14 protein-coding genes are annotated in these 13,789 nt (G+C 75.3%); all 14 read left to right on the top strand.

The genetic code is table 11. The annotated features are described in order from the left end of the window. The first annotated feature begins 97 nt into the window (after window positions 1-97). Window positions 98-769, top strand: a complete 672-nt coding sequence (gene infC, locus VG869_11975) for a translation initiation factor IF-3 (GenBank protein ID HEV3451910.1) — start codon at window positions 98-100, stop codon at window positions 767-769. Then, window positions 769-966, top strand: coding sequence for a 50S ribosomal protein L35 (gene rpmI / locus VG869_11970; protein HEV3451909.1), 198 nt, complete (start codon window positions 769-771; stop codon window positions 964-966). Before infC ends, rpmI begins: the two co-directional genes overlap by 1 nt. Window positions 967-1,004: 38 nt before the next feature. Continuing rightward, a complete protein-coding gene (gene rplT, locus VG869_11965) occupies window positions 1,005-1,367 on the top strand; it encodes a 50S ribosomal protein L20 (protein ID HEV3451908.1) in 363 nt (120 codons plus the stop codon). Beyond that, window positions 1,364-2,188: an RNA methyltransferase gene (locus tag VG869_11960; protein HEV3451907.1), complete on the top strand. Its 825-nt coding sequence runs from the start codon at window positions 1,364-1,366 to the stop codon at window positions 2,186-2,188. The genes rplT and VG869_11960 overlap by 4 nt, the downstream gene beginning before the upstream one ends. Further along, the gene (pheS, locus tag VG869_11955; protein ID HEV3451906.1) at window positions 2,185-3,234 is read left to right on the top strand and encodes a phenylalanine--tRNA ligase subunit alpha; all 1,050 of its coding nucleotides are present in this window, start codon (window positions 2,185-2,187) and stop codon (window positions 3,232-3,234) included. Before VG869_11960 ends, pheS begins: the two co-directional genes overlap by 4 nt. After that, window positions 3,234-5,609, top strand: a complete 2,376-nt coding sequence (gene pheT / locus VG869_11950) for a phenylalanine--tRNA ligase subunit beta (protein ID HEV3451905.1) — start codon at window positions 3,234-3,236, stop codon at window positions 5,607-5,609. Before pheS ends, pheT begins: the two co-directional genes overlap by 1 nt. Window positions 5,610-5,675: 66 nt before the next feature. Next, a complete protein-coding gene (gene argC, locus VG869_11945) occupies window positions 5,676-6,713 on the top strand; it encodes an N-acetyl-gamma-glutamyl-phosphate reductase (protein ID HEV3451904.1) in 1,038 nt (345 codons plus the stop codon). After that, the gene (gene argJ / locus VG869_11940; protein HEV3451903.1) at window positions 6,710-7,900 is read left to right on the top strand and encodes a bifunctional glutamate N-acetyltransferase/amino-acid acetyltransferase ArgJ; all 1,191 of its coding nucleotides are present in this window, start codon (window positions 6,710-6,712) and stop codon (window positions 7,898-7,900) included. Before argC ends, argJ begins: the two co-directional genes overlap by 4 nt. Continuing rightward, a complete protein-coding gene (gene argB, locus VG869_11935; GenBank protein HEV3451902.1) occupies window positions 7,897-8,763 on the top strand; it encodes an acetylglutamate kinase in 867 nt (288 codons plus the stop codon). The genes argJ and argB overlap by 4 nt, the downstream gene beginning before the upstream one ends. Beyond that, the gene (locus VG869_11930) at window positions 8,760-9,974 is read left to right on the top strand and encodes an acetylornithine transaminase (protein HEV3451901.1); all 1,215 of its coding nucleotides are present in this window, start codon (window positions 8,760-8,762) and stop codon (window positions 9,972-9,974) included. The genes argB and VG869_11930 overlap by 4 nt, the downstream gene beginning before the upstream one ends. After that, a complete protein-coding gene (argF, locus tag VG869_11925; GenBank protein HEV3451900.1) occupies window positions 9,971-10,882 on the top strand; it encodes an ornithine carbamoyltransferase in 912 nt (303 codons plus the stop codon). Before VG869_11930 ends, argF begins: the two co-directional genes overlap by 4 nt. After that, the gene (argR, locus tag VG869_11920) at window positions 10,883-11,353 is read left to right on the top strand and encodes an arginine repressor (protein HEV3451899.1); all 471 of its coding nucleotides are present in this window, start codon (window positions 10,883-10,885) and stop codon (window positions 11,351-11,353) included. It begins immediately after the preceding gene. A 19-nt stretch (window positions 11,354-11,372) separates the two neighbouring features. Then, the gene (locus VG869_11915; GenBank protein HEV3451898.1) at window positions 11,373-12,599 is read left to right on the top strand and encodes an argininosuccinate synthase; all 1,227 of its coding nucleotides are present in this window, start codon (window positions 11,373-11,375) and stop codon (window positions 12,597-12,599) included. Beyond that, window positions 12,596-13,789, top strand: a 1,194-nt coding sequence (gene argH, locus VG869_11910) for an argininosuccinate lyase (protein HEV3451897.1), incomplete at its 3' end; no start/stop codon positions are given. The genes VG869_11915 and argH, both read left to right, overlap by 4 nt.

The raw sequence follows: 13,789 nt of genomic DNA, 5'->3' as shown, positions 1-13,789 counted from the left end.
CCCGGCCGGTGCCCGCCCCTGCGGGTCGAGCACCGAGCCCGGGTCCGTCCTCCGAGCCGGGGCGCCAGCCCCGGTCCCAGGTGATGGCGGGCGCCTCCTGCGTCCGCCATTCTTCGCGTCCGGCAACCAACGAGGTGATCACATAGCCACAGACGAGACCAGGACCAACGACCGGATCCGGGCCCGCGAGGTGCTGCTCATCGCCGACGACGGCGAGCAGCTCGGGATCAAGCCCCTGCCCGAGGCGCTCGCCATCGCCCGGTCCCGCGAGCTCGACCTGGTCGAGGTGGCGCCGAACGCCAACCCGCCGGTCGCCCGGCTCATGGACTACAAGCGCTTCGAGTACGAGCAGCAGCAGCGGCGCAAGGAGTCCCGACGGAAGGCGACCCAGGTCGTCATCAAGGAGATGAAGTTCCGACCCAAGATCGACGTGCACGACTACACGACGAAGATGCGCCACGTCGAGCGGTTCCTCGCCGAGGGCAACAAGGTGAAGCTGACCATCATGTTCCGCGGTCGGGAGATGGCCCACCCCGAGCTCGGGCTGCGGATCCTGGAGCGCATCGCCGATGAGGTCAGCGAGCTGGCGATGGTCGAGTCCGCGCCCCGACAGGACGGACGGAACATGACGATGGTGCTGCACCCGCTGAAGCGGGAGAGCCGCCGGGCCGCCCCGGCCAAGCCTCGGCCCGCGGCGCGCGGGGGCGCGCCCGCGCCGGCGCCCGCGCCGGCGGCGGCGATGCAGGCCAGCACGGCCGAGGAGCGCTGATGCCGAAGCAGAAGACCCACCGTGGCGCGGCCAAGCGCTTCCGCATCACCGGCCGCGGCAAGATCCGGCGGCGCAAGGCCTACCGTTCGCACCTGCTCGAGAAGAAGTCGAGCCGCCGCACCCGTCGCCTCGGGCGCGGCGCCGAGGTCACCGGGGCCGACAAGAAGCACGTGGAGCGCCTCCTCGGGCGCGCGTAGCGCGCCGGGAGGCCGACCGATCACCAACGGGAGCAGTCATGGCACGGGGCAAGCGTTCCGTCCACAGCAAGAAGCGGCGGCGTCGGGTCCTCGAGGCCGCCGAGGGGTACTCGGGGTCCCGGAGCCGGCACCGCCGGAAGGCCATCGAGCAGCTCCTGCACTCCGGCCAGTACGCGTACCGCGACCGGCGGGCCCGCAAGGGCCAGTTTCGACGGCTGTGGATCGTGCGCATCAACGCCGCCTGCCGCGACCACGACATCTCGTACTCGCGGTTCGTGGCCGGCCTGAAGGCCGCCGACATCACCGTGGACCGCAAGATCCTCGCCGACCTGGCCGTGCGCGACTCGGCGGCGTTCGGCACGCTCGTCGCCGAGGCCCGGGCGGCGCTCGAGGCCGCTTGACGGGCAAGGAGCTGGGGGCCCGCCACCCGCAGGTCCAGCGCCTCCGGGCGCTGAACCGCGACCGCCAGACCCGCGCCGCCGAGCGCGCCTTCGTCCTCGAGGGGCCCCGGATCGTCGCCGCCGCCCTCGACCGCGGCGTCGACCTCGAGGCCGTCTACCTGGGCTACCGGGCCCGGCCCGCCTTCGCGCCGCTCGTCGAGCGGCTCGAGGCCGCGGGGGTCCCCGTGCGCGAGCTGCGCGAGGGCGTCCTCGAGAAGGTCGGCGTCACCCGCACCCCGCAGCCGCTGCTCGGCGTGGCGCCGATCCATACCGCGTCGCCCGCCGACCTCCCCGGGCGCGGCGACCTCCTCGTCGTCGTCGACGTCGCCGACCCCGGGAACCTCGGCACCCTGATCCGCAGCGCCGAGGCCGCCGGCCTGGCCGCGGTCGTCGTGACCGGCGCCTCGGTGGACCCGCACAACCCGAAGGTCGTGCGCGCCTCGGCGGGGGCGGTGCTCGGGATCCCCCTCGTCGAGGTGCCCGAGCCCGGGGCCGCCCTCGACCGGGCGCGTGCGGGCGGCCGGCGTGCCGTCGGCACCGCGACCCGGGGCGGCGGGCCCGTCGGCGGGCTGGACGTCACGTCCGACCTGGCCGTCGTGGTGGGGAACGAGGCCCGCGGCCTCGACGGGGCGCTCGCCGAGCGGCTCGACGCCGTGGTCACGATCCCGATGCACGGCGCCGCCGAGTCGCTGAACGTGGCCATGGCCGCCACCGTCGTGCTCTTCGAGATCGACCGCCGCCGCGCCGCCCGAGCCTCGACCCGCCCGGGAGCGCCGGCGTGACCCTCGCCGAGACCCAGGGCCGGCTCGACGCCGCCCTCGAGGAGGCCCGCCGGGCGTTCCCGGCCGCGTCGTCGGCGGCCGACGTCGACGAGCTCGAGCGCCGCTTCACCGGTCGCCGCTCCCCGGCCGCGGCCGCCACCGAGGCCATCAAGACCCTCCCGCCCGCGGACCGACCCGCGGCGGGGCAGGCGGTGCAGGCCTACCGCGAGGCCGTGGCCGCCCTGGCGGCCGCCCGGCGGTCGGCGCGGGCCGCCGAGGAGGGCGCCGCCGGCCCGGGCGCGGAGCGGGTCGACCCGACCCTCGGCGGCCACGCCCGTCCCCGCGGCCACCTCCACCTCGTCACCCAGACCCGACGCGAGCTCGAGGACATCTTCGCCGGCCTCGGCTACCGGGTCGCCGAGGGACCCGAGGTCGAGGACGACTGGCACAACTTCGAGGCCCTGAACATCCCGCCCGCGCACCCGGCCCGCTCGATGCAGGACACGCTCTACGTGCAGCTCGGCGAGCCGGAACAGGTCGTGCTCCGCACCCACACCTCGCCGGTGCAGATCCGCACGATGGAGGCGCAGCCGCCGCCCATCTACATCGTGGCGCCGGGCCGCACCTACCGGAACGAGACCCTCGACGCCCGGCACTCGCCCGTGTTCCACCAGCTCGAGGGTCTCGCCGTCGACCGGGCCATCACCATGGCCGACCTGTTCGGCACCATCGAGACCTTCGCCCGCCAGCTCTTCGACGACGAGAGCGTGCGCACGCGGTTCCGCTCCGACTACTTCCCGTACACCGAGCCGTCGGCCGAGCTGGCGGTCAGCTGCGTCTTCTGTCACGGCGAGGGCTGCCGGGTGTGCTCGAGCACGGGCTGGATCGAGCTCGGCGGGTGCGGCATGGTCGACCCGAACGTGTTCCTCGCCGTCGGCATCGACCCCGAGGAGTGGCAGGGCTTCGCCTTCGGCTTCGGGCTCGAGCGGCTGGCCATGATCCGCTACGGGGTCGCCGAGATCCGCACCTTCGTCGACAACGACGTGCGCTTCCTCGAGCAGTACTGATGCGCGCGCCCCTGTCCTGGATCCGCGAGTTCACGCCCATCGACGTTTCCGTCGACGACATCGTCGCGGCGCTGAACCGGGTCGGGCTCGAGGTGGAGGGCGTCGAGGAGCCTGGGCGCGAGATCGTCGGCGTCCGAGCCGCGCGCGTCCTCGACGTGACCGCGCACCCGGGTGCCGACCGGGTTCGGCTGGCCGAGGTCGACTACGGCGACGGCACCACGCGCGTCGTGTGCGGGGCTCCGAACGTCCGGGTCGGCATGGTGGCACCGTTCGCGCCGGTCGGCGCCACGCTGCCGGGTGGCGTCATCGAGCGCCGCACCATCCGGGGCCAGGTCTCCGACGGGATGCTCCTCTCGCCACGCGAGCTCGGCCTCGGCGACGACCACGAGGGCATCATGGACCTCGACGCCACCGTCGCGCCGGGCACGGACGTGCGCGACGTGCTCGGCCTCGACGACGTCATCTTCGACCTGTCGATCACCCCGAACCGCCCCGACGCCATGTCCGTCATCGGCGTCGCCCGCGAGCTCGCGGCGCACTTCGGCCTGCCCCTCACGGTCCCGACCCCGGCCGCGCCGACCGGCGACTTCGACCGTCCCATCGGCGTGGTCATCGAGGCCCCCGACCGCTGCCCGCGCTACCTGGGCCGGGTGGCCGCGGTGACGGTCGGCCCGTCGCCGGCGTGGCTGGCCCAGCGGCTCGTGAAGGCGGGGATGCGCCCGATCAGCAACGTCGTCGACGTGACGAACTACGTGCTCCTCGAGCGCAACCAGCCCCTCCACGCCTTCGACCTCGACCGGCTGGCCGGTCCCGGCGTCGTCGTGCGCCTGGCGGCGGCGGGGGAGCGGCTGACGACGCTCGACGGGGTGACGCGGGCCCTCGAGCCCGAGGACCTGCTCATCTGCGACGCCGAGCGGACGCCGCAGGCCATCGCGGGGATCATGGGCGGCGGCGACTCCGAGGTCTCGGACCAGACCGGCGCCATCCTCCTCGAGTCCGCCTACTTCGAGCCCATGGGCATCGCGCGGAGCTCGAAGCGGCTGAAGCTGCGGTCCGAGTCGAGCGCGCGCTTCGAGCGGGGGACCGACCCCGAGGGGGTCGCCACCGCCGCCGAGCGGGCCATGGAGCTGCTCGCCGCGGTCGGGCAGGCCAACGTCGCGCCGACCGCCGTCGACCAGTACCCGCGCCCGGTCACGCGGCCCCGCATCGCCCTCCGCACCAGCCGCGTCAACCGCATCCTCGGCACCGCCCTCACCGACACCGAGGTGCTCGGCGCGCTCCGGCCTCTCGGCATCGACGTGAGCGGCCGCGGCGACGAGATCGTCGCCACGACCCCGACGTTCCGCCCCGACCTCGAGCGCGAGATCGACCTCATCGAGGAGGTCGCCCGCACGGTCGGGTTCGACGCCATCGGCCGCGGCACCGCCCGTCCCCGCGACCAGATCGGGGGCCTGAGCCGCAGCCAGCGCGAGCGCCGCGCCGTCGCCGACGCCCTCGTCGGCGCCGGCTGCACCGAGGCGGTCACGATGCCGCTCGTGGCCCCGGCCGCGCTCGCCGACTTCGGCGTCACCGACCCGGTCCCGCTCGCCAACCCGCTGCGCGCGGACGAGTCGGTGCTGCGCGCCTCGCTGCTCCCTGGCCTCCTCGCCGTCGCCGCCGCCAACGCCGCCCGCGGCCGCCCCGACCTGGCCCTCTTCGAGCTCGGCACGGCGTTCTTCGCGCCGCGGCCCGACCGGGTGCTGCCCACCGAGCGCACGCACGTCGCCGCGCTCCTCACCGGCACGGTCCACCGGCGCCCGCTCGAGCCCGACCGGCCGGTCGACGTCTACGACGCCACCGACCTGCTGCGCGCCGTCGCCGACACGCTCGACCTCGACGACTGGGCCATCGAGCCGGCGACCGTCCCCGGCTACCACCCCGCCCGCGCCGCCCGGCTGCGCGCCGGCGGGGAGGTCCTCGGCCACGCCGGCGAGCTCGGCCCCGAGCCGCAGGCCCGCGCCGGCCTGCCCGGCCCGGCGGTCGCGATCGAGGCCGACCTCGAGCACCTGCTGACGGCGCCCCGGCGCGACCGGACCTTCCGCCCGCTGTCCCCGTTCCCGCCCTCCACGATCGACCTCGACTTCGTCCTCGGCGACGACGTGCCCGCGGCCGCGATCGCCGACACCCTGCGCGCCGCTGTCGGCCCGACGCTCGAGGACGTCCGGCTCTTCGACGAGTTCCGCTCCGACCAGCTCGGCCCCGGGAAACGGAGCCTGGCGTTCACGCTCCGGCTCCGAGCGCCGGACCGGACCCTGACCCAGAACGACGTCGCCGAGCTCCGCCAGCGCAGCATCGACGCCGTCGCCCACCGCCACGGCGCCACCCTCCGCGGGTAGGAGCCGCACCGCCGGACCCCGCTCCCGTCCTGGCCCGCGTATTCATCCGCGTGTATGATATGCGGGATGGCGTATCAAGCCGCCGTGATCGGGGCCTCGGGCTACGCCGGCGCCGAGCTCCTGCGGCTCCTCGTCGGCCACCCCGACCTGGCCGTGGCCACGGCCGTGGCCGACACCCACGCCGGCGACGCCGTGGCCGGGCTCTACCCGTCGCTGGCCCGGGCCTACCCGGGCCTCACCCTCGAGCCGCTGGAGCCGGCCGCCCTCGACGGGCTCGACGCCGTCTTCGTCGCCCTCCCGCACGGCCAGTCCCAGCGGCTCGCCCCCCAGCTCGTGGGGCGGGTCGGGCACCTCGTCGACCTCGGCGCCGACTTCCGGCTGCCGGCGCCGCTCTACGAGCAGTGGTACGGCGAGCCCCACGAGGCCCCGCAGCTGCTCCCGAGCTTCGCCTTCGGGCTGCCGGAGCTGTTCCGCGACCGCATCACCCCCGAGATCTCGGTCGCGGCCCCCGGCTGCTACCCGACCGCGAGCGTGCTGGCGCTGGCGCCCCTGCTGGCGACCGGCCTCGCCGAGCCCGACGGGATCGTCGTCCACGCGGTGTCCGGCCTGTCCGGCCGCGGCCGCGGCCTGTCGACGGGCAGCCTCTTTTCCGAGGCCAACGAGACCGTCGCCCCGTACGGGCTGCTGAACCACCGGCACACGGGCGAGATCGAGTGGGCCCTCGGCGAGGTGCGCGGCGCCCCGGTGCAGGTGCTCTTCACGCCGCACCTGGCGCCGATGACGCGCGGCCTCCTCGCCAGCTGCTACGCCCGCCCCGCCACCGGGGGCCTGACCACCGCCCGCCTCCTCGACCTCTACCGCGAGTTCTACGCCCAGGAGCCGTTCGTGGTCGTGCTCGACGAGCCGCCGACCACGAAGGCGACGCTCGGCTCGAACACGGCCCACCTCACCGTGCGCCTCGACGACCGCACCGGTTCGATCCTCGCCTTCGGCGCCCTCGACAACCTGGGGAAGGGCGCCGCCGGCCAGGCCATCCAGGCCGCCAACCTCGTGCTCGGGCTGCCCGAGGCGACCGGCCTGCCCCTCGTTGGGCTCGAGCCGTGAGCGTGTCCGCCGCCGCGGGCTTCGAGGCCGCCGGGGTCGCGTCCGGCGTCAAGCCGGGCGGCGCCCCCGACCTCGCGCTCGTCGCCACCGCCGACCGCGGCCCGGTCGCCGCCGCCGGCGTCTTCACGACGAACCGGGTCGCGGCCGCGCCGGTGCAGGTGAGCCGGGCCCACCTCGCCGACCCGCACGCGGCCGCGGTGGTGCTGAATGCCGGGAACGCCAACGCCGCCACCGGCGCCCCCGGCCGCGCCGACGCCCGCCGCATGTGCGAGCGCACCGCGGCCGCCCTCGGCTGCCGGGCCGAGGACGTCCTTGTGGCCTCGACCGGCCTCATCGGCCGGCCGCTCCCCGTCGCCGCGGTCGAGGCCGGCATCGACGCCGCCGCGGCGCGGCTCGCCGACGACGCCGAGGCCGGCCACGCCGCCGCCGACGCCATCCGCACCACCGACACGGTTCCGAAGGAGGCCACGGCCCGGGTCGAGGCCGCCGGCTACCGCGTGGGCGGGATGGCGAAGGGCGCCGCGATGCTGGCGCCCGCCCTGGCCACCATGCTGGCGGTGCTGACCACCGACGCCGACGCCAGCCCGGACGCGCTCCGTCAGGCCCTGCGCGCCGGCGTGCGGGACACCTTCGACGCCCTGATCGTCGACGCCTGCACCAGCACGAACGACACCGTGCTCGTCCTCGCCAACGGGCGCGCCGGCAACCCCGCGATCGAGCCCGGCGGGCCCGCCTTCGCCGCCTTCGCCGACGCCGTGACCGAGGTGTGCGACGCGCTCGCGCGCGCGATGGCCGCCGACGCCGAGGGGGCCACGAAGCTGGCCCGGGTCGTCGTGCGCGGCGCCGCGACCGGCGACGACGCCCGCCGCGCCGCGCGCGCGGTGGCGAGCAGCCAGCTCGTCCAGTGCTCCCTCTACGGCGCCGACCCCTACTGGGGCCGGGTCCTCTCCGAGCTCGGCGCCAGCGGGGCCGAGCTCGACCCCGAGCGCGTCGACATCGCGTACAACGGCGTCACCGTCTGCCGCGACGGGGTGGCGGCGCCCCACGACGAGGCCGCCGTCGCCGCCGCGCTCCGGGGCCGGGAGGTCGAGCTGGCGTGCGAGCTCCACGCCGGTGGCGGCGAGGCCTCGGTGCTCTTCACCGACCTCACCCACGCCTACGTCGACGAGAACATGGGGACGTCGTGACCGACGAGCGCGCCCAAGACGCGCACGCCAAGGCCGCGGTCCTCGCCGAGGCGCTCCCGTACATCCGCGAGTTCGCCGGGCGCACCGTCGTCATCAAGTACGGCGGCCACGCGATGACGGACCCGGCGCTGGCCGAGCTGTTCGCCCAGGACGTCGTGCTCATGCGCCTGGTCGGGATGAGCCCGGTCGTGGTCCACGGCGGCGGACCCCAGATCAGCGACCTCATGCGCCGCCTCGGGAAGGAGCCCGAGTTCGTGGACGGGCTGCGGGTCACCGACGCCGAGACCGTCGACATCGTCCGGATGGCCCTCGTCGGCAAGGTGAACCGCGAGGTGGTCACGTCGCTGAACCGGCACGGCTCGTACGCGGTCGGGCTCTCGGGCGAGGACGCCGGGCTGATCACCGTCGACCAGCGCGACATCCGCCTGGGCTTCGTCGGCGACGTGCGCCGGATCGAGCCCGCCATCCTCCAGCGCGTCCTGCGGGAGGAGCTGATCCCGGTCGTGGCGACGGTGGGCGTGGACGACGAGGGGCAGGCCCACAACGTCAACGCCGACGCCGTCGCGGCCGCGATCGCCGAGGCGCTCGGGGCCGAGAAGCTCGTCTACCTCACCGACGTGGCCGGCATCTTCCGGGACACGCGCGACCCCCAGTCGCTCGTGTCACGCATCGACGTGGCCGGCCTCGAGGGCCTGCTCGACGCGGGCACGGTCGGGGACGGCATGCTCCCGAAGGTCCGGTCCTGCATCGACGCCGTCCGCGGCGGCGTCCGCCGCGCCCACGTCCTCGACGGGCGTCTTCCGCACGCGCTGCTGCTCGAGTTCTTCACCCGGGAGGGGATCGGCACGATGGTGCACCCATGAGCACGACGACCCGCTCGCTCGAGGAGCTGCAGGCGCTCGACGCCGACCACGTGATGCCCACGTACGCACGCCTGCCCGTGGCGTTCGTCCGCGGCGAGGGCAGCGTCCTCTTCGACACCGACGGCCGGCGGTACCTCGACTTCCTCTCCGGCCTGGCGACCACGTCGCTCGGCCACGCGCACCCTGCGGTCGCGGCCGCGGTCGCCGAGCAGGCCCGCACCCTGGTCCACGTGTCGAACCTCTACCTCAACGACGTCCAGCCCCGCTTGGCCGCGCGCCTCGATTCGCTCCTCGGTGGCGACGGTCGCGTCTTCTTCGCCAACTCGGGCGCCGAGGCCAACGAGTGCGCGATCAAGCTCGCCCGTCGCCACGGGCAGCGCCACGGCGGGCCCGAGCGCTACCACATCGTCAGCGCCTACGGCTCGTTCCACGGCCGGACCCTCACCACCCTGGCGGCGACGGGCCAGCCGCAGAAGCACGAGCCCTTCCAGCCGCTCCCGCCGGGGTTCCGCCACGTCGCGTTCGGCGACGTCGACGCCCTCGCCGCCGCGCTCGACGAGCGCGTCTGCGCCGTGCTCCTCGAGCCGGTCCAGGGGGAGGGGGGCGTGCAGCCGGCGCCACCCGGCTACCTGGCGGCCGTGCGGTCGCTCTGCGACGAGCGCGAGGCCCTGCTGATGCTCGACGAGGTCCAGACCGGCGTCGGCCGCACCGGCCGCTGGTTCGGCTTCCAGCACGCCCCCGGCGTGCGTCCCGACGTCGTCACCCTGGCCAAGGCCCTCGGGAACGGGGTCCCGATCGGCGCCTGCTGGGCCCGCGGCGAGGCCGGCACCGCCCTCGGGCCGGGTGAGCACGCCAGCACCTTCGGGGGCCAGCCCCTCGCCGCGAGCGCCGCGCTCGCCGTCCTCGACGTCATGGAGGCCGAGGACGTCCCGGCTCGCGCCGCCCGGGCGGGGGAGCGGCTCGCCGCCGCGCTGGCGGCGCTGCCCGGCGTGGCCACCGTCCGCGGGGTCGGCCTCCTGCTGGCGGCGGAGCTCGCCGCCGGGCTCGACGCCTCCGCGGTCGCCCGGGCCTGCCTGGACCACGGCCTGGTCGTGAACGCCGTCACCCCGAGCGCGCTGCGGTTCGCGCCGTCGCTGCTCGTCACCGACGCCGAGCTCGACGAGGCGGTCGCCGTCCTCCACGACGTCCTCGACGCGTCGAGGCCGGCGTGACGCGCGCCCGCGACTTCCTCGAGGTCGACGACCTCGACCCTCCCGCGCTCGAGGCGCTGCTCGCTCGCGCCGAGTCGTGGAAGCACGCCGCCGACGGCGTGCCGCCGCTCCTCGCCGGCCGGGGCGTGGCGATGGTGTTCGAGAAGCCGTCGGCCCGCACGCGCGCGTCGACCGAGATGGCGGCCGCGACCCTCGGCGCTCATCCCGTCTACCTGCGCGCCGAGGAGGTCGGGATCGGGACCCGGGAGACGGTCGAGGACGTGGCGCGGACCCTCGCCGCCTACTGCGCGATCCTCTGCGCCCGGGTCTTCGACCACGAGACCCTCGAGGCGATGGCGGCGGCGATCGACGTCCCCGTCGTCAACCTCCTGTCCGACCGGGCCCACCCGTGCCAGGCCCTCGCCGACCTGTTGACGCTCCGAGAGCTGTTCGGCACCCTCGACGGCCGGCGGGTCGCCTACGTCGGTGACGGCAACAACGTCGCCGCGTCGCTCGCCTTCGCGGCGGCGCTCTGCGGGCTCGAGCTCACTATCGCGTCGCCGCCGGGATACGCGCTCGACGACGACGTCGTGGAGCGGGCCCGCAACCTCGGCGGTGCCGTCGAGCTCACGGCCGACCCGTACGAGGCCGTGCGCGACGTCGACGCCATTTACACCGACGTCTGGACCTCGATGGGCCAGGAGGAGGAGCAGGAGCGCCGTCGGGCCGCGTTCGCGGGCTACACCGTCGACCGGGCCCTCATGGCCGCCGCCGGCGCCGGCGCCCGATTCCTGCACTGCCTGCCCGCCCACCGGGGCGAGGAGGTGACCGCGGACGTGATCGACGGCCCCCAGTCGGCGGTCTGGCTGCAGGCGGCCAACCGGATGCACGCCACCCGGGCGCTGCTCGCCGAGCTGGGAGGTGCGTGAGTGGCCACGCTCGGGAAGCCGCAGCGCCAGCACCGCGTGGCTCGGCTGCTCGAGGAGCAGCCGATCTCGAGCCAGGCCCAGATCGTCGAGCTCCTCGCCGCCGACGGGATCGTCGCCACCCAGGCCACGGTGAGCCGCGACCTCGAGGAGCTCGGAGCGGTGAAGGTCCGCATCCCCGGCGGGACGATGGCGTACGCCCTCCCGGAGCACGCCCGGGAGGCGGCCGCGCCCGACGACCACCTCCGGCGCGTGATGGGCGACTTCGTGGTCGAGGTCGCGCACAGCGGCAACCTCGTGGTGCTGCGCACGCCGCCGGGGTCGGCCCACGTCATCGGGTCGGCCCTCGACCGGGCTGGGCTCCCGGACGTCCTCGGGAACGTCGCCGGCGACGACACCCTCATCCTCGTGTGCTCGGAGCAGGCCGGCGGCGCCCGGGTCGCCGCGCAGCTCGCCGCCCTGGCCGGGCTGTAGCGACGATGGAGGCGGTGCGATGAGCGCGCGGGGTCGTCGGCGGGTCGTCCTCGCCTACTCCGGCGGGCTCGACACGTCGGTCGCCGTCCACTGGATGCGCGCCGAGTGGGACTGCGACGTGATCGCGCTCGCCGTCGACGTCGGGCAGCGGGCGGACGACAGCTGGGACACCATCCGGGCGCGCGCCCGCGCCGCCGGCGCCGTCGAGGCCGAGGTGGTCGACGCGCGCGCCGAGTTCGCCGACGACTACTGCCTGCCGGCGCTGCAGGCGAACGCCCTCTACGAGGGCAAGTACCCGCTCTCGTCGGCGCTCTCGCGCCCCGTCATCGCCCGCCACCTCGTCGAGTCGGCGCGCGCGCACGGCGCCGACGCCGTCGCCCACGGGTGCACCGGCAAAGGCAACGACCAGGTCCGCTTCGAGGTGTCGGTCCGGGCCCTGGCCCCGGACCTCGACGTGCTCGCGCCGGTGCGCGACTGGGGCCTGACGCGCGAGGACGCGATCGGGTACGCGGCCCGCCACGGCATCCCGGTGAAGGTCCGCCACGACAACCCGTACTCGATCGACGAGAACCTCTGGGGCCGCGCCATCGAGTGCGGCGCGCTCGAGGACCCGTGGGCGACCCCCCCGACCGAGCCGTACGCGCTGACGACCGACCCCGCCGCGGCCCCCCGCGACCCCTGGGAGCTCGTCCTGTCGTTCGAGGCCGGCGTGCCGGTCGCGCTCGACGGCACCGCCCTCCCGCTTCACGAGCTCGTCGAGTCGGTCAGCGAGGCGGTCGGACGCTACGGCTGGTGCCGCCTCGACATGGTCGAGAACCGGCGCGTCGGCATCAAGAGCCGCGAGGTCTACGAGTGCCCCGGCTCGCTGGCCCTGATCCTCGCCCACGCCGACCTGGAGTCGATCACGCTCGAGCGCGACCTGCTCCGGGAGAAGGCCCGGCTGGAGCCTCGGTACGCCGAGCTCGTGTACGACGGCTTGTGGTTCTCGCCGCTCCGGGCGGCGCTCGACGCCTTCGTCGCCGCCAGCCAGGCCCCGGTGACCGGCGAGGTGCGCCTCCGCCTCGAGCCCGGCCGCTGCTTCGTGGCCGGCCGACGCTCGCCGCACGGGCTCTACGACTACGAGCTGGCCACCTACGACGCCGCCGACCGGTTCCGGCACCAGGACGCGGCCGGGTTCGTCCGCCTCTGGGGCCTCGGCCTCGAGACCGTGGCCCGGCGCCACGGCCCGCCGAAGGCGGGCCGGTGAGCGAGCCCGATCCCGCCCGACCGCTGTGGCACGGCCGGCTCGACCAGCCGCCGGCGGACGAGCTCGTCGCCTTCACCGAGAGCCTCTCGGTGGACCGCCGGCTCGCGCCCGAGGACGTCGCCGGCTCCCGCGCCCACGTGCGGATGCTCGGGGCGACCGGGATCCTCACCCCCGAGGAGGTCGCGGCGATCCTCGCGGCCCTCGACGCGGTCGAGGCCGAGCTGACCGACGGCACGTTCGCGTTCGCCGCCAGCGACGAGGACATCCACACCGCGGTGGAGCGGCGCGTCACCGAGCTCGCCGGTAGCACCGGCGCCAAGCTCCACACCGGCCGCAGCCGCAACGACCAGGTCGCCACCGACCTGCGCCTCTACCTCCTCCGGGCGGGGAGGGGCGCTGCTCGCGCGATCCACGACCTGCAGACGACGCTCGCCGACCGCGCCACCGAGGCCGGAGACCTGTACCTGCCCGGCTACACCCACCTGCAGCGGGCCCAGCCGGTCTTGCTCGCCCACCACCTCCTGGCCCATTTCTGGGCCCTCGCCCGCGACGTCGATCGGTGGCGCGACGCGCTGGACCGGACCGCGGTGTCGCCCCTCGGAGCGGGCGCCCTGGCGGGATCCAGCCTGCCCCTCGACCCCGACGCGGCGGCGCGAGAGCTCGGGTTCCCGCGCCGGTTCGAGAACTCGATCGACGCCGTCTCCGACCGCGACTTCGCGGCCGAGGCCCTGTTCGTCTGCAGCCTGACGATGGTGCACCTCTCGCGCCTCGGTGAAGAGCTCGTCCTCTGGTGTGGCACCGAGTTCGGCTTCGCCCACCTCGCCGACGAGTACGCGACCGGCTCCTCGATGCTCCCCCAGAAGAAGAACCCGGACGTCGCCGAGCTCGTCCGGGGCAAGGCCGGACGCGTGATCGGCGACCTGACCGGGCTGCTCGCCACGCTCAAGGGCCTGCCCCTCGCCTACAACCGAGATCTGCAGGAGGACAAGCCGCCCCTCTTCGACGCGCTGGACACCTGCGAGCTCGCGCTCCGGGCCCTCCGCGGACTGGTGACGACCCTCACGTTCGACGCCGAGCGGATGCGCGTGGCCGCCGACGATCCGGAGGCCGCGGCGACCGACCTGGCGGAGCACCTCGTCGCAAAGGGCGTCCCGTTCCGGGACGCCCACGCCGCGGTGGGCGCGCTGGTG

The sequence above is a fragment of the Acidimicrobiia bacterium genome (assembly GCA_035948415.1).
GTDB lineage: Bacteria > Actinomycetota > Acidimicrobiia > IMCC26256 > PALSA-555 > PALSA-555.
This window is presented reverse-complemented; position numbering and strand designations above follow the sequence as displayed.

What these genes read in the sequence shown, in the direction of transcription:
- rpmI (HEV3451909.1), top strand. Translation starts at nt 769, where the DNA reads ATGCCGAAGCAGAAGACCCACCGTGGCGCGGCCAAGCGCTTCCGCATC.
- rplT (HEV3451908.1), top strand. Translation starts at nt 1,005, where the DNA reads ATGGCACGGGGCAAGCGTTCCGTCCACAGCAAGAAGCGGCGGCGTCGG.
- pheT (HEV3451905.1), top strand. Translation starts at nt 3,234, where the DNA reads ATGCGCGCGCCCCTGTCCTGGATCCGCGAGTTCACGCCCATCGACGTT.
- argC (HEV3451904.1), top strand. Translation starts at nt 5,676, where the DNA reads ATGGCGTATCAAGCCGCCGTGATCGGGGCCTCGGGCTACGCCGGCGCC.
- VG869_11930 (HEV3451901.1), top strand. Translation starts at nt 8,760, where the DNA reads ATGAGCACGACGACCCGCTCGCTCGAGGAGCTGCAGGCGCTCGACGCC.
- VG869_11915 (HEV3451898.1), top strand. Translation starts at nt 11,373, where the DNA reads ATGAGCGCGCGGGGTCGTCGGCGGGTCGTCCTCGCCTACTCCGGCGGG.